This window comes from Bradyrhizobium sp. MOS001 (genome assembly GCF_004634465.1).
In the GTDB taxonomy this organism is placed as follows: domain Bacteria; phylum Pseudomonadota; class Alphaproteobacteria; order Rhizobiales; family Xanthobacteraceae; genus Bradyrhizobium; species Bradyrhizobium barranii.
Genome location: NZ_SPVJ01000008.1, coordinates 83,192 through 102,583, shown reverse-complemented (window position 1 = coordinate 102,583; position 19,392 = coordinate 83,192). Strand labels below are relative to the sequence as shown.

Sequence of the window (19,392 nt, the reverse complement as noted above, 5' to 3'; positions counted from 1 at the left end):
CGAACCATGAAGGCCCGCTGCTAGATCCGGCCCTTATCCTTCGAGACGCGCTCCTTTTGGAGCGCTCCTCGGGATGAGGAGATCGATCTAGCCCGCGGCTTTCGACGCGAGATCGGCGATCGACTTCATGACCGCGTCCCGCACGCCGGCATCATAGAGCGAATGTCCGGCTTCTTCCACGATCCGAATCTCGGAACCCGGCCAAACTTTCGCAAGCCGCTCGGATATCTCAGGAGGGCACAACAGATCGTAGCGGCCCTGCACGATGATGCCGGGAATGCCGGCGAGCTTGCCCGCATTCCGCAACAGCTGGTTATCCGTCATGAAGCTGTCGTGGACGAAATAATGCGCCTCCATGAATGGCGTCGCGGGCAGCGTGCGCCACACGTTCAGCGATGCCAGGTCCAGCCGTGTCTTTGCCGCCTTGTGCTCAGACAGAGCGCGCTCGGTGTCGTGCCAGGCCCGCGACGCAGGACCGTGCACAGCCGGATCGGCATCGAGGATGCGGCGCCAATAGGCGTCCACCGGGTGTGCGCGCTCATCGACCGGCAGCACGCTCAGAAAATCCTCGAAGAGCGCCGGATAGAATTGTGACAGGCGCGATGTGAAAGCGGTTTCGACCTCGGCGCGGGTGCCCAGGAAGGTTGCGCGGAGCGCAATGCCGGAGACACGCTCGGGATGCGCCTCGGCATAAGCCAATGCCAGCGTCGCCCCCCAGGAGCCGCCGACCACCATCCAGCGGTCGAAGCCAAATTTCTCGCGGATATTCTCCATGTCCGCGATCAGATGCGCCGTCGTGTTGTGCTCGCGCGATCCCTTGGGCCGGCTGCGACCGCAGCCGCGCTGGTCGAACAGCACCGCGCAGAAGCGTTCGGGATCGAACAGCTTGCGATGGTCGGGTTGGCAGCCGCTGCCGGGCCCGCCATGCAGATAGATGGCGGGGACGCCGTCAGCACGACCGACGCTCTCGACATAGAGCTCGTGGCCGTCGCCGACGTCGAGCATGTCGGAGGTCAGCGGCGCAAAGGGATCGGCGCGTTTGGCGGATGCGGCCGCGTCGGCGTCAGGCATCATTCCCGGATTCCAGAGTGCCGCCGGCGAAATTGCGATAGAGGAAGCGGTTGGTCTCGCCCTCGGCCTCGCGCTCGGCCTGCTTGAAGATGGTCTCGTGCAGCGGCGACAGCGCGCAGGCGGGGTCGGTGTTGGCGGCATCGCCCGTCAGCGCAAAGGCCTGGCAGCGGCAGCCGCCGAAATCGATCTCGCGGAATTCGCAGGTCTTGCACGGCTCCTTCATCCAGCCGGTGCCGCGATAGCGGTTGAAGGCATCCGAGTTCTGCCAGATCCAGGCGATCGAATGGTTGGAGCGCACGGATTCGAACTCGAGCCCGGTGATGCTCTCGGCGGCGTGGCAGGGCAGCACCTTGCCGGCCGGCGAGATGTTGAAGAACTGCCGGCCCCAGCCGCCCATGCATTTCTTCGGCCGCAGCGCGTAATAATCGGGAACGACATAGTCGATGGCGAGCGTGCCCTTCAGCCGCTCGCGCGCCTCCTCGACGAGGCGGGTGCACTCGTCAAGCTGCGCCACGGTCGGCATCAAGGCAGCGCGGTTCTTCAGCGCCCAGCCGTAATACTGGACATTGGCGACCTCGAGCCGGTCGGCGTCGAGGTCAACAGACATCTGGATGATGTCGGGGAGCTGGTGCAAATTCTGCCGGTGCATCACCGCGTTCACGGTGAGCGGCAGATCGAGCTCGCGGGTCCATTTCGCCACTTCGAGCTTCTTGCGATGCCCGTTCTTGTAGCCGGCGACGCGGTCGGCGATGCCTTCCTCGACACCCTGGAAGCTGATCTGCACATGGCAGAGGCCGGCGTCCGCGAGCGCGCTGAGCCGCTCGCGCGTCAGCAGCACGGCCGAGGTGATCAGATTGGTGTAGAGGCCGGCATCGCTGGCATGTTTGACCAGCTCGACGAGGTCCTTCCGCCCCGTCGGCTCGCCGCCAGAGAAATGCACCTGGAGCACGCCGATCTCGGCGAGCTCGCTCAAGACCCTCTTCCACTCCTCGGTCGTCAGCTCCTTGCCGGAGCGATCGAGCTCGACCGGGTTGGAGCAATAGGGGCATTGCAGCGGGCAGCGATGGGTGATCTCGAGCAATACGGCGAGCGGAATGCCAAACGCCTCCGCCGTCGAGCGGCTCTTCTCCAGCACCGCGAGGCTGTCGCTGATGTCGGGCGGAAGATTGCCGAGCAGGTCGCTCATGACGTCTTCTCCCGGGCCTCGGTGAGGAAGCCCTTGTCGGCGAGATCCTGGAGCATGACGATGACGTCCGCCAGGATCGCTTCGCGCGGCGCGGCGTATTTCGCGGCCAGCTGGTCGGCGAAGTCGCCGACATTGCGCTCGCCGTCGCAGAGCTGCAAGACCTCGACCGCGATCTCGTCGGGCGCCAGCACCCGTTCCGGCGCCAGGATCACCCAGACCTTGCGCGTCTCGTCATATTTCAGCTTGGCATGCCGCGGCAGCACAGGGCGGCTTGCCTCGCTGACGCTGATGTTCCGCGGCCCGACCATTGCGCTTGTCCCTCAGCTCGCTTTGGGCACGAACGCGCCCGGTGGAATGTGGCCCTCGACATAGGCGTGCTGGAGCGCATCGAGCTGCACCCACAGCACGTTGGTCTTGAAGATCAGCGCGTTGCAGACGGAGGCGCGCTGCTCCGGCGTCGTGGCATGCGCCTTGACGTAGTCGAGCGCGAAGCCGGCATCGCGCGGCGCCTGCGCCAGCCGCCGCTTGAAGTAGCTCATGATATCAGGATTGACGAAGTCGTAGTGCTCCAGCATGCCGGAGATGCGCTCCTCGTGCAGGTTCGGCGCGAACAATTCGGTGAGCGAGGAGGCAATCGCCTCCAGCGGGCTCTTCTCGCGGCAGTAATGGACATAGGCTTCGACCGCGAAGCGCGTCGCCGGCAGGATGCCTTCGGTCGATTCCACATAGGCCGTGTCGAGGCCGAGGCCTTCGGTCAGCTTCAGCCAGCGCTCGATGCCGCCCTCGCTGCCGACGTCGCCGTCATGGTCCTCGATGCGGTGGCGCCATTCCAGCCGCGTAGCGCGGTCGCGGAAGCGCGAGATCACGACGGCGTCCTTGATCGGGATCGTGCTCTGGTAATAGTAGCGGTTGAGCGCCCAGGCCTGCACCTGGCCCTTGTTCAGCTTGCCGCCGTGCAGCAGCTTATGGAACGGATGCAGACTGTGATAGCGCGTCGCGCCGATATGGCGCAGCGTCGCCTCAAGCTCCTCGGCCGAGTTGAGCCTGATGTCCTTGCCAACAGAGAGCGCGGTCATTCCAGTCAGTGACGCGGCATTCACAGCACGATCTCCGTTCCGTCGGCGGGTATCCGCCAGCCCGCGGCTTCAAGCGCTTTGCGCTCGGGCGTATCGGGCAGCAGCGCCGGATTCGAGTTATTGATATGCAGAAACATCTTCCTGTCGAGAGTGAGGTCGGCGAGGCGCGCGATCGCGCCATCGTGACCGGACATCGCGACATGGCCCATGCTCTTGCCGGTCCTGTGGCCGAGCCCGGCCTTGATCATCTCGTCATCCTGCCAGACCGTGCCGTCAAAGAACACCAGTGCGGCGCCGTCGATCTCGGCCTTGAGCGCGTCGGTCACCTCGGCGCAGGCGGCGATGAAGTAGAAGCACTTGCCGGTTGATTTGTCCGTGATCTTGAGCCCCAGCGTATCGCCGTCGCCGCTCTCGCCGCCGGGATGCGCCTTGCCTTCCAGATACCAGGCCGACTTGCCGGGCACCGCGAAGGGCAGCACCTCAAGTCCTGAGCGCGCGCCATCAGGCAGCCGCGGCTCGAACGGCTCGTGGATGGAAATCGGCTGGCGCTGTACGTTCTTCTCGTTCAGGACGTTGAAGATGCTGTTGCTCTTCAGGATCGCCAGCACCTTCGTATGCGCATAGACCGTGAAGGGCGATCCCTCGCGCATCGACAGCAGGCCCGCGACCGCATCCACCTCGCTGTTGGTCAGGATCACGCCTGCAACAGGTGTATGGCGCAGCGCGCCGGCCTTGGGATGCAGCTGCGGCGTGGCGTTCAATTGCTGGCGAAGATCGGGGGAGGCGTTGATCAGGAACCAGTGCTCGCCGTCGCCACTGAAAGCGACCGAGGCCTGGGTTCTCTGAAGCTCCTGGCCATTTTCACGGGCCGCCCGGCAGCCCTCACACCCGCAGTTCCATTGCGGGACTCCGCCGCCGGCCCCGGCGCCCAGGACGACGACGCGAAGCATAATACGTCTCCTGGAGGGAACGTCGCGAGGTGGATCTCAGGCCGACACGGATGCCGACAAAGCTCGTGTCTTCCGGAAACCGATCGTGACCGAAAGATCCACCTGCGCAGAAACCACCAACCGCTTACTTGCGGGTGGCGCTCACATACATGTTGATTTCCATGCCACAGGGCACTTCGACGATCTTCGGGGCTTTCCAAGCCATTTTGGCTCTCCATTTTCACGAATTCGGACGTATCCGCCCAACGGTTAAAGTAATGCGAGCGGAAAACTTCGCTAGTGAAATCTTCCCGAGAAAGCCATGTTGCGCCGCGAAAATGATGTTGGAACATCACTTCCCGTGATGCTGCCTTGCGCGTGGCGCATTCGGTCGCGAACCCTGTCCTGATAAAGCAGTTGTGAGTGCAGTGCAGCTTTCAATCCGGTACAGGCCTCCCAATTTGGACCCTCGTGATGCCCAGATACTTCTTCAACACCCGCATCGGCGACGAATTGATCGTGGATCCCGACGGAGAGGACCTGCGTAACCCCGATCGCGCCTGGGAGGTCGCCCGCCAGATGATCCTGGAGGTGGTGAAGTCGGAGGGCGCCCAGCCGGCGCTCATGGAGGCCGTGATCGAGGTGACCGACGACGACGGGGAGATCGTGCTCGAATTCCCGTTCACCGAGGCCCTGCTGGACATCCCGGATCAGTCCGCGACCAGGCATTGAGGCCCCCGCGCTCTCCCCCGTCATTGCGAGGAGCCCTTGCGACGAAGCAATCCAGACTGTCTCCGCGGAGGGATTCTGGATTGCTTCGCTGCGCTCGCAATGACGGAGAATGAGGCGCCACCCGGCGCCAAACCCGCTCTTCCTCCCCGCGAAATCCGCATGGCTTTGCCGCGTTCCCGGCGCTAAAAGACGCCGGTTAAACGGAGCAAGCCATGCAAGATCTCTGGCGCCTGTCGGCCGCCGACCTCGCCACCCTCGTCAAGGCCAAAAAGGTGTCCGCCCGGGAGGCCGCCAAGGCCGGCCTCGCCCGCCTGGACGCCGTCAATCCCCAGCTCAACGCGGTGATCGACCACCGGCCGGAGGACGTGCTCAAGCAGGCTGACGCCGTCGATGCCGCCATCGCCCGGGGAGAAGACCCCGGTGTGCTCGCCGGCGTGCCCGTCACCATCAAGGCCAATGTCGACCAGGAAGGCTTTGCCACCACCAACGGCCTGAAACTCCAGCGCGACCTGATCGCGCACGAGGATAATCCGGTGGTCGCCAATTTCCGCAAAGCGGGCGCCATTCTGCTTGGCCGCACCAATTGCCCGGCCTTCTCCTATCGCTGGTTCACCACCAATCTGGTCCATGGCGACACCAAGAACCCCCGCGATGCCTCGCTGACCCCGGGCGGCTCGTCCGGCGGCGCCGGCTCGGCGGTCGCGGCCGGCATCGGCCATATCGCCCACGGCACCGACATCGCCGGCTCGATCCGCTATCCCGCCTATGCCTGCGGCGTGCACGGCCTGCGCCCGACGCTCGGCCGCATCCCCGCCTTCAACCCGGCGCTGCCGGAGCGTCCGATCGGGCCGCAGATCATGGCCGTCTCGGGCCCGCTGGCGCGCACGGTCAACGATCTCAGGATCTCGCTCGAAGCCATGTCGGCCCGCGACATCCGCGACCCCTGGTTCGTGCCGGCGCCGCTGGAGGGCCCCGCGCGGCCGAAGCGCGCCGCGCTCTGCCTCAATCCGGACGGGCTTGCGACCAAACCGGAGGTGAAGGCGGCCGTGACTGACGCCGGCAAGCGGCTGGAGCGCGCCGGCTGGACTGTCGAGGTCATCGAGAACACGCCGCCGATGCGCGAGGCGGTCGCGTGGCAGAGGAAACTCTGGCTTGGCGACGGCTATGAGGCGCAGCTGGAGATGGCTGAGCGCGAAGGCGATCCCGGTGCGCTGGCCTGCCTGCGCGGCAATCGCGCCAAGGTCACGCCGATGGACCAGGCGGACTACGCCAAGGCGCTCACGCGCCGCGCCGCACTGACCCGCGACTGGATGCTGTTCTTCGAGAAATATGCCGTCGTGCTCACGCCGGTGTCCGGCGAGTTGCCGTTCCCGGATCATCTCGACCGCAAGGACAGTGAGTCCTTCGAGCGTGTCTGGGAGGCGCAGATGCCGCAAATCGCGACCCCGTTCATGGGACTGCCGGGCCTGGTGGTCTCCACCGGTCTGGTCGGCAAGGCGCCTGTCGGCGTGCACATCGTGTCCGGCCGCTATCGCGAGGATCTGTGTCTGCTCGCAGGCGAAGCGATCGAGGCGGGCGGCGTGCCGCCGTCGCCGATCGATCCCGTGGGTTAGTGATGTCTGTGATCTACGACTTCAAGGCCAACTCGCTTCTCGGCGAGGAGGTGCCCATGCGCCGTTTCGAGGGGCAGGTGCTGCTGATCGTCAACACCGCGAGCAAATGCGGCTTCACGCCGCAATATCGCGGGCTCGAGGATCTCTATCGCGACCTCTCGCCGCGCGGCTTCTCGGTGCTCGGCTTTCCCTGCAACCAGTTCGGCGCGCAGGAGCCGGGGCCGGCGAGCGAGATCCAAGCCTTCTGCTCCACCAACTACGACGTCACCTTTCCCCTGTTCGAGAAAATCGACGTCAACGGCGCCCATGCGCACCCTCTGTATGACTACCTGAAACGCCAGCAATCCGGCCTGCTGGGCGCCTCCATCAAATGGAATTTCACCAAGTTCCTCGTGGACCGTGCCGGCAAGGTGATCGCGCGCTACGCGCCGACCGCACGGCCGGAAGGACTGCGGAATCAAATCGAGACCCTGTTATGAGCGAGACAATCATGAGCGACGAATTTCCGGACCGCCTGTCGGTCGACCCGAACAGCCCCTATTACAACGCGGATATTCTCTCGCGCGACGTCGGCATCCGCTTCAAGGGTGTCGAGAAGACCAATGTCGAGGAGTATTGCATCAGCGAAGGCTGGGTCCGCGTCACCGCCGGCAACGCCAAGGACCGCCACGGCAATCCGCTGACGATCAAGGTGCATGGTCCGGTCGAGCCGTATTTCAGGGATAAGAAGTAAGCGCGCGTATACTCTGTCCTCGTCATTGCGAGGAGCGCAGCGACGAAGCAATCCAGGGTCTTTCCGCGGTGACAGTCTGGATTGCTTCGCTCCGCTCGCAATGACGAACGTTTCTCACCGTTAGCGAAAGCCAATCCCATGTCCGTCCGCATCGTCGACGTCCGCGAGATCACGAAGCCGATCTCTTCGCCGATCCGCAACGCCTATATCGACTTCACCAAGATGACGACGAGCCTCGTCGCCGTCGTCACTGACGTCGTCCGCGACGGCAAGCGCGTCGTCGGCTACGGCTTCAATTCCAACGGTCGCTACGGGCAGGGCGGCCTGATCCGCGAGCGCTTTGCCTCGCGCATCCTGGAGGCCGATCCGAAGTCGCTGCTGAATGCGGCCGGTGACAATCTCGACCCCGACAAGGTCTGGGGCGCGATGATGACCAACGAGAAGCCGGGCGGCCATGGCGAGCGCTCGGTCGCGGTCGGCACCATCGACATGGCGGTGTGGGACGCGGTGGCGAAGATCGCAGGCAAGCCGCTGTTCCGGCTGCTCGCCGAGCGGCACGGCGTCAAAGCCAATCCGCGCGTGTTCGTCTACGCCGCCGGCGGCTACTACTATCCCGGCAAGGATCTCTCGATGCTGCGCGGCGAGATGCGCGGCTATCTCGATCGCGGTTACAACGTCGTGAAGATGAAGATCGGCGGCGCGTCGATCGAAGACGACCGCACCCGCATCGAGGCGGTGCTGAAGGAGATCGGCAAGGACGCGCAGCTCGCGGTCGATGCCAACGGCCGCTTCGATCTCGAGACCGGCATCGCCTACGCCAAGATGCTGCGGGACTATCCGCTGTTCTGGTACGAGGAGGTCGGCGATCCCCTCGACTACGCGCTGCAGGCCGCGCTCGCCGAATTCTATCCGGGCCCGATGGCCACGGGCGAAAACCTGTTCAGCCACCAGGACGCGCGCAACCTCATCCGCTACGGCGGCATGCGTCCCGACCGCGACTGGCTGCAATTCGACTGCGCGCTATCCTACGGCCTCTGCGAATACCAGCGCACGCTGGAGGTCCTGAAAACCTACGGCTGGTCGCCGAGCCGCTGCATCCCCCACGGCGGCCACCAGATGTCCCTCAACATCGCAGCCGGCCTCGGCCTCGGCGGCAACGAGAGCTATCCCGACCTGTTCCAGCCCTACGGCGGCTTCCCGGATGGCGTGCGCGTCGAGAACGGCCACATCACCATGCCCGACCTGCCGGGCATCGGCTTCGAAGGCAAGTCGGATCTCTACAAGGAAATGAAGGCGCTGGCGGAGTAGGATTGGGCTCGACGGCCGCGCCGACACTCTCCGTCATTGCGAGCGCAGCGAAGCAATCCAGAGTCTTTTCGCAGAGGCAGTCTGGATTGCTTCGTCGCTGCGCTCCTCGCAATGACGGCGGAGAGAGCTGCGTTCTGTCACGCCTATTGCAAATGCTGCTCGCGATCATCTCTTGGTTGTGATATCGTGAACGCTCTCGTTGATCGAGAATAATCATGAAGCAGCCCTGCGTGTACATGTTCGCCAATCGTCGCAATGGGACGATCTACGTCGGCGTCACCTCGAATCCGCCGCGCCGCGCGTTCGAGCATCATGAGGGCCTGGTGAAGGGCTTCTCGTCGAAATACGGCTGCAAGCTTCTCGTCTGGTACGAACTGCACGCGACAATGACCGATGCGATTGTACGTGAGAAGCAGATCAAGGGTGGCAGCAGAGCGAAGAAGCTTGCGCTGATCGAGAGCGCCAATCCGGACTGGACGGATCTCTACGAGACGCTGATCTGACTACAGGGGGAGTGGCGGTAGTAGGCGAGAGGGCGCCACTCATCCCGTCATTGCGAGCGTAGCGAAGCAATCCAGAATCTTTCCGCGGAGGCAATCCGGATTGCTTCGTCGCAAGTGCTCCTCGCAATGACGGCGGAGGGACCTTGGTCACTGCACGCCCTCCACCCGTGACAACAACATCGGCTGCAGTGCACCATACATCAGCGTGCGCCACAGCCATTCGATCGGGCCGTGTCGGTAGTGGCGCAGCCACCATGCGCTGAACAGCACCTGTCCGACGTAGACGGCGATGCCGATAGCGAGGGCCTGGGTGATGCCGAGCCGTCCGAACAGGCCAAGGCCGTAGCCGTAGAAGATCCAGCCGAAGATGAGCGATTGTGCGATGTAGTTGGTGAATGCCATCCGGCCGAGCGGCGCGGCCCAGCCGAGCAGCCTCTTGCCGCGTCCGAAACTGGCGATGAAGAGGATGGCGGCACCATAGCCCAGCGCCAGCAGGATGTTGCCGAGCGGCTCGATGCCGACGTAAAGCAAGGCCGCGCCGAGACAGATAGCCGGAAGCGCGATGACGAGCAGGCCGCGGGCATTTTGCAGAATGCCGCTCCGCCAGGCCAGCGCTCCGACGAGAAACAGCCCGATCGTGCGCAAGAAGACGAACGCGTGCAGGGACGCGATGAGAGGAATTTCGCGGAGACGAAACGCCAGCACGTCGAGGAAGCCGCCCGTCGCATAGATGCGATTTGCATCCATGACGTCCCGCCAGATCGCGGTCCTGCCGGGAAACAACCCCGCGGGCGGAAAGGCCTGCATGGCCAGATACAGCGCGAGAGACGCCAGCGCGGCGAGCGTCAGCAACCAGCGCGGGCCAAACAGGAACGGCAGCACGATGAATCCCGCCAGTGCATATTCGGTGAGGATATCGCCGTTCCAGATCAGGCACAAATGAATGACGCCGAACACCAGCAGCACAGCGAGCCGCCGCAGGAGCAGGAAAGTGCGGCGCTCGCTGTTCGCGAGCCGGTCGAATTGAATGGCAAGGCCTGCGCCGAACAGCAGCGAGAACAGCGCAAACGCCTTGAGCTCCACGGCCTGCGTCAGGATCGTTTCGACAGCGCGATCAACCGGCGAAGCAAGCGTCCTGGCACCAAGAAACTGCTCGAAGATCGAAATGCGAAATTCCATGACCACGTTGATGGCCATGACGCCGAACAGGGCAATGCCCCGCAGCACGTCGATGGCGTCGATCCGGTCCGAGGGGCTTATTGCCCGAGGAGATGCGGCACCATCGGATGTCATGGAAGAATTCCAATTGTAGCTCGACGACGCGTGGCGCGGGGCGAGATGCCTGCCACACGCTCCGTCATTGCGAGCGCAGCGAAGCAATCCAGAATCTCTCTGTGGAGGCAGTCTGGATTGTTTCTTCGCAAGAGCTCCTCGCAATGACGATGTGGCGAAAGTCTGCCATCCCTTACGAAATTTCGCTCCTCACACGCGTTGCAGCAGCGGCCGCAAGCTGCGGATGTCGGTCACAGCCTCAATCTCATACACCGACTTGATCAACCGCTCGGCCTTCTCGCCGCCGACCACTGGGGCAATCAGATCGCGTGCCTTGTCGATGACCTCGTCGCGCGTCATCGGGTTGCGCGGCGTGCCGCGCACGGCGGTGACGCGCTCGGAGAGGCGGCTTCCATCAGTGAGCTCGATCTCGACGACGGCGACGCGCACCGGCAATAGTTTGGCCAGCTCCTCGTCGCGCACCAAATTCACTTTGGCGCGCTCCTTCAAAACCGCCGCGTCCTGCATGCGCGGCTTGTCGTGGGCGGCGTGGAAGGAGGCGGTCTTGTCGAGCAGCATCACGGCGACCATGTGCTGGAGACAGATGTCGGGGATGTCGCGGTTGTCCACGACCTCGGCGACGGACGGCGCGAGGCGCACGGTCACGCGCTTGACCTGATCGGCCTCGAACGCCTGCTTGCTGCGGATGGCGTAGACCGCATCGAGCGGTCCCTGGATCGGTGAACCCACCGTCCATTTCTTGATGTCGGTGCCTGCGATCTCGTAACGCTCGCCAAGCTTCTCCACGAGTTTGCCGGTCGCAGCCTTCGGCGCATAGGCCAGGAAGTAATTGTCTGGCCCTGAGAACACGTCGTCGACGCCGTTCCAGTCCGAACGCACCAGCAGTGCTGACGTCACGCCGTTGCGGGCCGGCATGCCGGCGAACACAAACCCTTTCTCGATATGGTCGACGTCGCGCCGCCACACGATGAAGCCGGAGGATTGCTGCGCGGCATAGTCGAGCACCCAGCGCATCCGGCGCGCATCGAAGCCGGCGACACAGGCGGCAGCAGCCGAGGCGCAGAACGTGCCGGCAATGCTGTGCGTGCTCAGCACGCTCTCATAGCTGAAATCGGCCCCGCCCATTGCCATCACCACGCGCGTGCCGACGTCGTAGCCCAGCGTCACCGCACGCAGAAAATGGGCGCCGTCGATTCCGAGGTGTTCGCCGAGCGCAAGTGCCGCGGGAACAGTCGAAGAGCCGGGATGCGAGCGCGACGGGCTGTGCGAATCGTCGGTCTCGTCGGCATGCGCCATGACGCCGTTGGCAAGCGCGGCCTCGACTGGCGACGCGGTGAGCGATGTGCCGGCAATGGTCGATGTCCCCTGCGCAGCATTGGCGCGAATGTAGCGCTGCGCCGCCTGACCGGGCGGCAGCTCCGATCCTGATACCATCGACGCCAGCGTATCGAGGATGTGGTGCTTTGCTTGTTCGACGACTTCGGGTGGCAGCGCGCGGGTTTTCGCAGCGCTCATGTAGTCGCACAGCGCCGTCATTTCTGGCCCGGAGCCAGATCCCTCCGCGAAACTCCGTGCGGGCGAAAGCGAGAGGCTGGTTGCCGCCGCTGCGGTCAGGCCGAGAAAGTCGCGTCGTTTCATGGTGTCCCGTCTTTGGTGCAGGAACTGATGAAACGTCTAGCGCTTAGGACAGCCGCGTGTCTAGTAGCCGACGCTGGCGCCAGAAGCGCCCTGGGTGCCACCACATCCTCCGTCATTGCGAGCGCAGCGAAGCAATCCAGTCTCTCTCCGCGGAGACAATCTGGATTGCTTCGTCGCAAGAGCTCCTCGCAATGACGATGGGGCGCGAGCAGGGCTGCCCCTACGACAGCCGCATATCCAGCAGCCTGCGCCCCTCGCCCTTCAGCAGCTTCTTCACCGCGCTCGACGCCACGACCTCACCGTCGTTGGCGTAGGCTTCGTGGTTCTTCTCGATGTCGTCGAGGCGGTAGAGGTAGTTGACCATCACGCCGGCGGACTCGCGTGCGCCTTTCGGCGAGAGGTCGCCGAGCCAGTTGATGCGCTCGAGCCGTGCGCCGTTGCCGAGATGGAAGCGGGCGACGGAATCGATCAGCTTGCCCTTCGGCGTGCGCGCCTTCAGGAAGTAATAGGCCGCGAGCGGCTCGATCACGGTGCGGAGCAGCGTCGTCGTCTCGGGGTTCTCGAACCATTTGGGATCGTCGAGGCGCTTCAGCACCTCGCGGTCCTCGTCCGAGAGCGGCAGGTCCCTGTCCTGCTTCACCCATTGCATGAAGCCCGGCACCGGCGACAGCGTCACGAAGGTGTCGAGTTTTGGCGTCTCGCGGCGCAGCTCTTCGACCACCTGTTTGATCAGGAAGCTGCCGAAGGAGATGCCGCCAAGCCCGCGCTGGGTGTTGGAGATCGAATAGAACACCGCGGTGCGCGCACGCTCGATCGGCAGATGCTGGCGGTCGACCGCCAGCAGCGGCGCGATCGCACCGGGGATCGTCTCGGTCAGCGCCACCTCGACGAAGATCAGGGGCTCGTCAACCATCGCGGGATGGAAGAAGGCGTAGCAGCGCCGGTCGACCGGATCGATGCGGCGGCGCAGGTCGTCCCAGTCGCTGATCTCGTGCACGGCTTCGTAACGGATGATCTTTTCGAGGATGTTGGCCGGGGTCGACCAGTCAATCCGGCGCAGCACGAGAAACCCCCTGTTGAACCACGACGAGAGAAGGTGCGAGACGTCGCGATCGAGCGCGGCGAGATCGGTGTGCCCGTTCATCATGCCGAGCAGATCGGCGCGCATGTTGACGAGATCGCCGGTGCCGCCCGGCGCGCGGTTGAGGCGGCGGATCAGCTCCTGCCGGCGCGGCTCGGAGGCGAAGTGCAGCGAGCTCGCGTCTTCGTCACTGGGCTTGGCGCGCCATTTTTCGATCGCCTTGGACAGGCGTTCGCGATCGGGGCCGAAATCGCGCACCAGGGCTTCGAAGAAGGCGCGGCGTCCTGCCGCATCCAGCTCCTGGTAGATGTCGAGCACCTCACGCGCCATGGCAGTGCCCGAAGCTTCGCCCCGGCCCGACAGCAGCGCACCGCAGAGCTCGATCAGCCCGTCGGCATCGTGCTTGGTGTCGTCGGAATCCCCGCGGCGCAGCAGCGTGCGGCCGCGATCGGAGATGGTGGCGAGCAGGTCTGAGAAGAAGGCGTTGGCCATCTGGTCGTTTCGATTCCGGTTTGTGCGCTGCGGAAGCTTACACGGGATTTAGGCGGAAGCCGATCACAATCAAGCAGGGGAATTTTGTATCTTTCGTGGTGCCATGCGCCACCAGGAAAGCTGTCATGCCCCGCGAGGGCGAGAGTGCCACCAAAGCTGTCATGCCCCGGCTTGACCGGGGCATCCAGTACGCCGCGGCCTCTCGGCTCAATCACGGCCGTCTGGAATACTGGGTCGCCCGGTCAAGCCGGGCGACGACACCGTGACTACTTCCCCGCAAACTCCGTCGGCGTCCGCCCCGTGACCTGACGGAATGCTGCCGAAAACGCCGGCACGCTGGCATAGCCGAGCTGGGTGGCGAGCTGCTTCACCGACACATTGGGGTCGGTCGACAGCCGCTGGATCGCTGCCGCAACCCTTGCGCGCTGGCACCAGCTCTTGAAGCTCAATTGCGTCTCGGTCGAAAACAGCCGCGACAACGTACGCACGGAGGTTCCGACCTCGCGCGCCAGCGTGTCGATGTCGTGCAGGCCGGTGGGATCGTCGAGCACGATCATCGCGGCGCGCCGGCAGCGCGGCTCATGCGGCAGCGGCACGAAGGTCGCGGAATCCTCCGCCTGGTGCAATTCCAGCATCACCAGGCGGACCAGCAGCTCGGTCCGCTCCTCGGTGTTGCGTGTGTCGAACAGCGCGAGGATCGCCTGGTTGAGCAGCGGCGATACTCGCACCACGAATTCCTTGGTCAGCCCCTCATAGCGTTGCTCGCGCTTGAGCCAGGGCAGGTCGAAATACAGCGTGCGCATCTCGATGTCGGCGAGCAGGTCGAGGGCATGCTCGAGCCCGGCCGGCACCCAGACGGCGCGGTCCGGCGGCACCAGCCAGCGCCCCGCGGGCGTCGTCACCTGCATCGTCCCCCTGGCCGCGTAGATGAGCTGTGACTCGCGGTGCATATGCGGATCGATCCGCATGCCCTTGGGATAGTCGCGTGCAACCAGGTGCACGCCCGCGGGCGAGAGATGGTTGCTCCGGACCTCCCGGAGGATTGGCGTTTCCAAGACATTCATTGGCGGCATCCCGTCATGGGTCCGACATATAACTCATTTCGGAGCAAGAGAGGATTCGGAATGAACAGCCCCAGCCGGGTGATCAGTTTCGTCAACGCAGGCCATTTCATCGACCATTATGCGATGCTGATTTTCGCCGCCGCCGTAATCATCATGGGGCCGGCGCTCGGCATGGCCTATTCGGAACTTCTGCCCTATGCGACGCCGGGCTTCGTCGCCTTCGGCGCGGGCTCGCTGCTCACCGGCTGGCTCGGGGACCGCTGGAGCCGCCGCCACATGATGCTGATCTTCTTCGTCGGCATCGGTGCTTCCATGATCTCGGTCGGCTTCGTGCAGACCCCGGCACAGCTTGGCGCGGCGCTGTTCGCGATCGGCATTTTTGCTTCGATCTATCACCCCGTCGGCACCGCGATGATCGTGTCCTATGCCGACCGGCTCGGCCGCGAGATGGGGATCAACGGCGTCTGGGGCAATCTCGGCGTTGCGTCGTCCGCGCTGGTTACCGGCGTGATCGGCCAGTATCTCGGCTGGCGTTTTGCCTTCATCGTGCCCGGTGTCGTCACCATCCTGATCGGCATCGCCTTTGCGATGATGGTCGTGCACGAGGACCGCAAGGGCTCGAAGCAGGCGGCAGCTCAAGCGCGCGTGGCGAAGAAAGACATGTGGCGCGTGATCCTGTCGCTGCTGATCGTGGTCATCGCGATCTCGACCACGTTCAATGCGGTCACCGTCGCGCTGCCAAAACTGTTCGCGGAACGGCTTGCGGACCTGACGAAAAGCCCGGCGCTGCTCGGCGTCATCGCCGCCTGCGTCTACGTGTTCGGCGCGATGACCCAGTACACGATCGGCCGGTTGCTCGACCGCTACTCGCTGAAGACGGTGGCGCTGCCGCTGTCCTTTATGCTGGCGCCGTTCCTTTATCTCGCCGCGAGCCTGTCCAATCTGCCGCTGATCCTGGTCTCGATCGGCATCGTCATGGGTGCGTTCGGGCAGGTCACGGTGAACGATGCCATGGTCGGCAAATACACCAGCGAGGAATGGCGCTCGCGCGCCTATGCGGTGCGCTATTTCATCGGCTTCACCGCCGCGGGCGCCTCCGTCGGCCTGGTCGCCTGGCTCTACGAACAGGGCGGCTTCGTCACCATGCTTCACGCCTTCGCCGCGCTCTGCCTTCTCGCGATCGCCGCCGCCATCATCCTGCCGCGCGAGATCAGGACGCCGGCGGCGGCGTGAGGCCGGGGCTCTCTCCGCTCGTCATTGCGAGGAGCGTAGCGACGAAGCAATCCAGACTGCCTCCGCGGAGGGACTCTGGATTGCTTCGCTGCGCTCGCAATGACGGGTGATGAGGAGGGAGGTCGCCCATACCCCCATCATGCCATTCTGCCGGTGTTTTGCCCGACGTGTCAAAGCACCGGAACGCTCAAAAAAGCCCAATGCCATCAACGCCGTTCTACTGTGCATGGGGTTGTTTTCGACTTTTTTGTTTGTCGGCAGCCCGCCCTCCGCGGAAAAACTACGGCTTCACCTCGGCCACCGTCTTTGCCTTCGGCGCCTTCTTCGACGTGCGCCAGTTCTCGAAGCGCTGCACCACCACGAAGAAGGCCGGAACGAACAGCACCGCAAGGCAGGTCGAGGCCAGCATGCCTGAGAATACGGTGATGCCGATCGACTTGCGGGCGCTGGCGCCGGCGCCGGTCGCGATCACCAGCGGCACCACGCCGAGGATGAAGGCGAACGACGTCATCAGGATCGGCCGGAAGCGGGCGCGCGCCGCCTCGATCGCGGATTCCAGCACCGGCTTGCCGTCGCGGTTATGCAGCTCGAGCCCGACCTCGACGATCAGGATCGCGTTCTTGGCCGACAGCGCGATCAGCAGGATCAGGCCGATCTGGCAATAGAGGTTGTTGTCGATCTTCAAGGCGTTGAGGACGAGCATGGGCCCGATCAGCGATAGCGGCACCGCGAGGATCACCGAGATCGGCGCGTACCAGCTCTCGTACTGGCCGGCGAGCACGAGATAGACCAGCAGCATGGCAAGGCCGAACACCCAGTAGATCTGGTTCGAGACGGCCTTCTCCTGATAGGACATCGCGGTCCACTCGTAGCCCGTGCCCGGCGGCAGCGTCTTGTCCGCGATCTCCTCCATCAGCTGCAGCGACTGGCCGGACGAGTAGCCCTGCGCCGGCAGGCCGACGATGGTCGAGGAAGGGTAGAGGTTGTAGAGGCTGATCAGCGACGGGCCGGTGGCCGGCGTGATCGTGGCGACGGTGCCGATCGGGATCATGTCGCCGTTCGAGTTGCGTACCTGCATGTTGGCGATGTCGCGCTCGGTGACGCGGAATGCCGGATCGGCCTGGGTATAGACCTGGAACACGCGTCCGAACTTGTTGAACTGATTGACGTAGGACGAGCCGAGATAGGTCGACAGCGCCGCGAACACCTGATCGGTGGTGACGTGCAGCGTCTGGGTCTTGATGCGGTCGATCTCGACGTTGAACTGCGGCACCGACGAGCGGAACGAGGACGATACGCGCTGCAGCGCGCTCTGGCTCTGGGCGTTGGAAACCATCGCGCCGGTGATGGCCTGGAGCTTTGCAAAATCGCTGTTGCCGTCGCGCAGTTCGATCTGCATCGAGAAGCCGGCCGCGTTGCCGATGCCCTGGATCGGCGGCGGCGGCAGCACCAGGGTGCGCGCCTCCATGATGGTCGCGAGCTTGTCATTCAGCCCGTAGACCAGCGAACGCAGATCCTCGCCGGGCCCTTTGCGCGCCGACCAGTCCTTCAGGATGATGTAGGCGACGCCGGCATTGGCAAGGCTGGCGCTGTTGTCGAGCGCGGAGATACCGGCGATGGTGATGACCTGCTGGACACCAGGCGTGTCCTTGATCAGCTCGCTCGCCCTGTCGAGCACCGTCTGGGTCCGCTCCAGCGCGGCGCCATCGGGCAGTTGCACGGCCGCTATCAGGTAGCCCTGGTCCTCGATCGGCAGGAAGCCGGTCGGCACCCGCGACAGGCCGTAGCCGCCGATCCCGATCAGCACCAGTGCGAATGCGACCGAGATCGTGCTGTTCCTGCACAGCACGCCGATGAGGCGCGTGTAGCCCCGCTCGACACGGTCATAGACGGCGTTGAAGCCGCGGTAGAAGAAATTGCGCTGCTCCGGCGGCACCGTGGGCCGCAGCCAGAGCGCGCATTGCGTCGGCTTCAGCGTCGCCGCGTTGATGGCGGACAGCAGCGCGGTCGCCGCGATCACCAGCGCGAATTGCGAATAGATGCGCCCGGTGAGGCCGGCGAGGAACGATGCCGGCAGGAACACCGAGATCAGCACCAGGGTGATGCCGACGATCGGCGCGAACAGCTGGTCCATTGCCCTGATCGCGGCGTCGTGGCCGTTCATGCCCTGCTCGATGTTGTGCGCGGCACCTTCGACCACGACGATGGCGTCGTCGACGACGATGCCGATCGCGAGCACGATCGCGAACAGCGTCGACATGTTGATGGTGAAGCCGAGCGCCGCCATCGCCGCGAAGGCGCCGATGATGGTGACGGGCACGGTGGTCGCCGGCACCAGCATTGCGCGCCAGTCCTGCAAGAACACCAGGATCACGACCAGCACCAGCAGGCCGGCCTCGATCAGCGTCATGTAGACCTCGTGCACCGAGGCTTCGACGAATTTGGTGGTGTCGAACGGCGTGTCGTATTTGATGCCTTCGGGGAATCGCTTTGCAAGCTCCGCCATCTTCTTCTCGACGGCCTGCTCGACCTGGAGCGCGTTGGCGCCCGGCGACTGGAACACGCCGATGCCGGTGGCCGGCTGATTGTTCAGCGAGAAGATCTGGCTGTAGGTCTGCGCGCCCAATTCGACCCAGCCGACGTCGCGCACGCGCGTGACGTCGCCACTGGTGCCGGTCTTGACGATGATGTTCTCGAACTGGGTGGTGTCGTCGAGCCGGCCGTTGACGTTGAGCGTGTACTGGAACGCCTGTCCCGGCGGCGTCGGCGGCGCGCCGACCTGGCCGGCCGAGACCTGCTGGCTCTGCTGCTGGATCGCCGTGACGACGTCCGACGGCATCAGTCCGCGGACCTGGAGCTTGTTCGGATCGAGCCACACCCGCATCGAATATTGGCCGGCGCCGAACACCGTGACGTTGCCGACGCCGGGCAGACGCGAAAGCTCGTCGCGGATGTTGATGGTGGCGTAGTTGCTCAGATAAAGGCTGTCGAACGTCCTGTCCGGCGAGGTCAGCGTCACGAACAGCAGGATCGAGGTCGACTTCTTCTGGACGGTGACGCCCTGGTTCTGCACGGAGGTTGGCAGCTGCGACAGCGCGCTGGAGACACGGTTCTGCACCAGCACCTGCGCGAAGTTGAGGTCGGTGCCGATCTTGAAGGTCACGGTCAGCGTATAGGTGCCGTCGGAGCCGCTGTAGGACTGCATGTAGAGCATGTCCTCGACGCCGTTGACCTGCTGCTCGATCGGCAGCGCGACGGTGTCGATCACGGTCTTGGCGCTGGCGCCGGGATAGCGCGTGGTGACCTGCACCGTTGGCGGCACCACGTCGGGATATTGCGCGACCGCGAGGTTGAACAGCGCGACGCCGCCGATCAGGATCATCAGAAGCGCGATGACATTCGAGAGGACCGGCCGTTCGATGAAGAATTTCGAGATCATG

At 64.3% G+C, this 19,392-nt stretch carries 18 protein-coding genes; 7 read left to right on the top strand and 11 right to left on the bottom strand.

What is annotated here, in order from left to right; translation table 11 throughout:
• Positions 1–87 precede the first annotated feature (87 nt).
• The 6 genes from pip to pqqA form a co-directional block, all read right to left on the bottom strand.
• Positions 88–1,074 (bottom strand): prolyl aminopeptidase, encoded by a 987-nt coding sequence (pip, locus tag CT676_RS14490; protein WP_085405210.1) that lies wholly within the window; start codon positions 1,072–1,074, stop codon positions 88–90.
• Positions 1,064–2,257: a pyrroloquinoline quinone biosynthesis protein PqqE gene (gene pqqE, locus CT676_RS14485; protein WP_135214827.1), complete on the bottom strand. Its 1,194-nt coding sequence runs from the start codon at positions 2,255–2,257 to the stop codon at positions 1,064–1,066. Before pqqE ends, pip begins: the two co-directional genes overlap by 11 nt.
• Positions 2,254–2,565 carry a pyrroloquinoline quinone biosynthesis peptide chaperone PqqD gene (gene pqqD, locus CT676_RS14480; protein ID WP_085405208.1) on the bottom strand — a complete coding sequence of 104 codons (312 nt, stop codon included), beginning with the start codon at positions 2,563–2,565 and terminating at the stop codon, positions 2,254–2,256. The genes pqqE and pqqD overlap by 4 nt, the downstream gene beginning before the upstream one ends.
• 12 nt (positions 2,566–2,577) lie before the next feature.
• A complete protein-coding gene (gene pqqC, locus CT676_RS14475) occupies positions 2,578–3,357 on the bottom strand; it encodes a pyrroloquinoline-quinone synthase PqqC (RefSeq protein ID WP_063981425.1) in 780 nt (259 codons plus the stop codon).
• Complete coding sequence (gene pqqB / locus CT676_RS14470) at positions 3,354–4,283, bottom strand: pyrroloquinoline quinone biosynthesis protein PqqB (RefSeq protein ID WP_135214826.1); 930 nt, start codon at positions 4,281–4,283, stop codon at positions 3,354–3,356. Before pqqB ends, pqqC begins: the two co-directional genes overlap by 4 nt.
• Positions 4,284–4,407: 124 nt before the next feature.
• Positions 4,408–4,488: a pyrroloquinoline quinone precursor peptide PqqA gene (gene pqqA, locus CT676_RS14465; RefSeq protein WP_007595659.1), complete on the bottom strand. Its 81-nt coding sequence runs from the start codon at positions 4,486–4,488 to the stop codon at positions 4,408–4,410.
• Between the two features lie 248 nt (positions 4,489–4,736).
• On the opposite strand from pqqA, the gene CT676_RS14460 reads away from it, so the two are divergent.
• The 6 genes from CT676_RS14460 to CT676_RS14435 all read left to right on the top strand — a co-directional run bounded on the left by CT676_RS14460 (position 4,737) and on the right by CT676_RS14435 (position 9,151).
• Positions 4,737–4,994: a hypothetical protein gene (locus CT676_RS14460; RefSeq protein WP_063981427.1), complete on the top strand. Its 258-nt coding sequence runs from the start codon at positions 4,737–4,739 to the stop codon at positions 4,992–4,994.
• Positions 4,995–5,206: 212 nt separating this feature from the next.
• The gene (locus CT676_RS14455; RefSeq protein ID WP_085405206.1) at positions 5,207–6,607 is read left to right on the top strand and encodes an amidase family protein; all 1,401 of its coding nucleotides are present in this window, start codon (positions 5,207–5,209) and stop codon (positions 6,605–6,607) included.
• Positions 6,608–6,609: 2 nt separating this feature from the next.
• Entirely contained in the window at positions 6,610–7,086 is a 477-nt protein-coding gene (locus tag CT676_RS14450) for a glutathione peroxidase (protein WP_085405205.1), read from the top strand.
• Complete coding sequence (locus CT676_RS14445; protein WP_015684132.1) at positions 7,083–7,340, top strand: DUF3297 family protein; 258 nt, start codon at positions 7,083–7,085, stop codon at positions 7,338–7,340. The genes CT676_RS14450 and CT676_RS14445 overlap by 4 nt, the downstream gene beginning before the upstream one ends.
• A gap of 138 nt (positions 7,341–7,478) precedes the next feature.
• A complete protein-coding gene (tarD, locus tag CT676_RS14440) occupies positions 7,479–8,648 on the top strand; it encodes a D(-)-tartrate dehydratase (protein ID WP_071910182.1) in 1,170 nt (389 codons plus the stop codon).
• A 215-nt stretch (positions 8,649–8,863) separates the two neighbouring features.
• Entirely contained in the window at positions 8,864–9,151 is a 288-nt protein-coding gene (locus CT676_RS14435) for a GIY-YIG nuclease family protein (RefSeq protein ID WP_085405204.1), read from the top strand.
• 147 nt (positions 9,152–9,298) lie between these two features.
• On the opposite strand, the gene CT676_RS14430 is transcribed toward CT676_RS14435, so the two are convergent.
• The 4 genes from CT676_RS14430 to CT676_RS14415 all read right to left on the bottom strand — a co-directional run bounded on the left by CT676_RS14430 (position 9,299) and on the right by CT676_RS14415 (position 14,719).
• Positions 9,299–10,444, bottom strand: coding sequence for a DUF418 domain-containing protein (locus CT676_RS14430; RefSeq protein ID WP_085405202.1), 1,146 nt, complete (start codon positions 10,442–10,444; stop codon positions 9,299–9,301).
• Between the two features lie 189 nt (positions 10,445–10,633).
• Complete coding sequence (locus CT676_RS14425) at positions 10,634–12,082, bottom strand: MmgE/PrpD family protein (RefSeq protein WP_135214825.1); 1,449 nt, start codon at positions 12,080–12,082, stop codon at positions 10,634–10,636.
• 220 nt (positions 12,083–12,302) lie between these two features.
• On the bottom strand, positions 12,303–13,655 hold the full coding sequence (locus tag CT676_RS14420; RefSeq protein ID WP_085405200.1) for a malonyl-CoA decarboxylase: 1,353 nt from the start codon (positions 13,653–13,655) through the stop codon (positions 12,303–12,305).
• Positions 13,656–13,921: 266 nt separating this feature from the next.
• Positions 13,922–14,719 carry a helix-turn-helix transcriptional regulator gene (locus tag CT676_RS14415; protein ID WP_167768049.1) on the bottom strand — a complete coding sequence of 266 codons (798 nt, stop codon included), beginning with the start codon at positions 14,717–14,719 and terminating at the stop codon, positions 13,922–13,924.
• A 60-nt stretch (positions 14,720–14,779) separates the two neighbouring features.
• Here CT676_RS14415 and CT676_RS14410 point away from each other — a divergent pair, with 60 nt between their 5' ends.
• Positions 14,780–15,952 carry an MFS transporter gene (locus CT676_RS14410; protein ID WP_085405199.1) on the top strand — a complete coding sequence of 391 codons (1,173 nt, stop codon included), beginning with the start codon at positions 14,780–14,782 and terminating at the stop codon, positions 15,950–15,952.
• 280 nt (positions 15,953–16,232) lie between these two features.
• On the opposite strand, the gene CT676_RS14405 is transcribed toward CT676_RS14410, so the two are convergent.
• A complete protein-coding gene (locus CT676_RS14405; protein WP_085405198.1) occupies positions 16,233–19,391 on the bottom strand; it encodes a multidrug efflux RND transporter permease subunit in 3,159 nt (1,052 codons plus the stop codon).
• Between the last annotated feature and the right edge of the window lies 1 nt (position 19,392).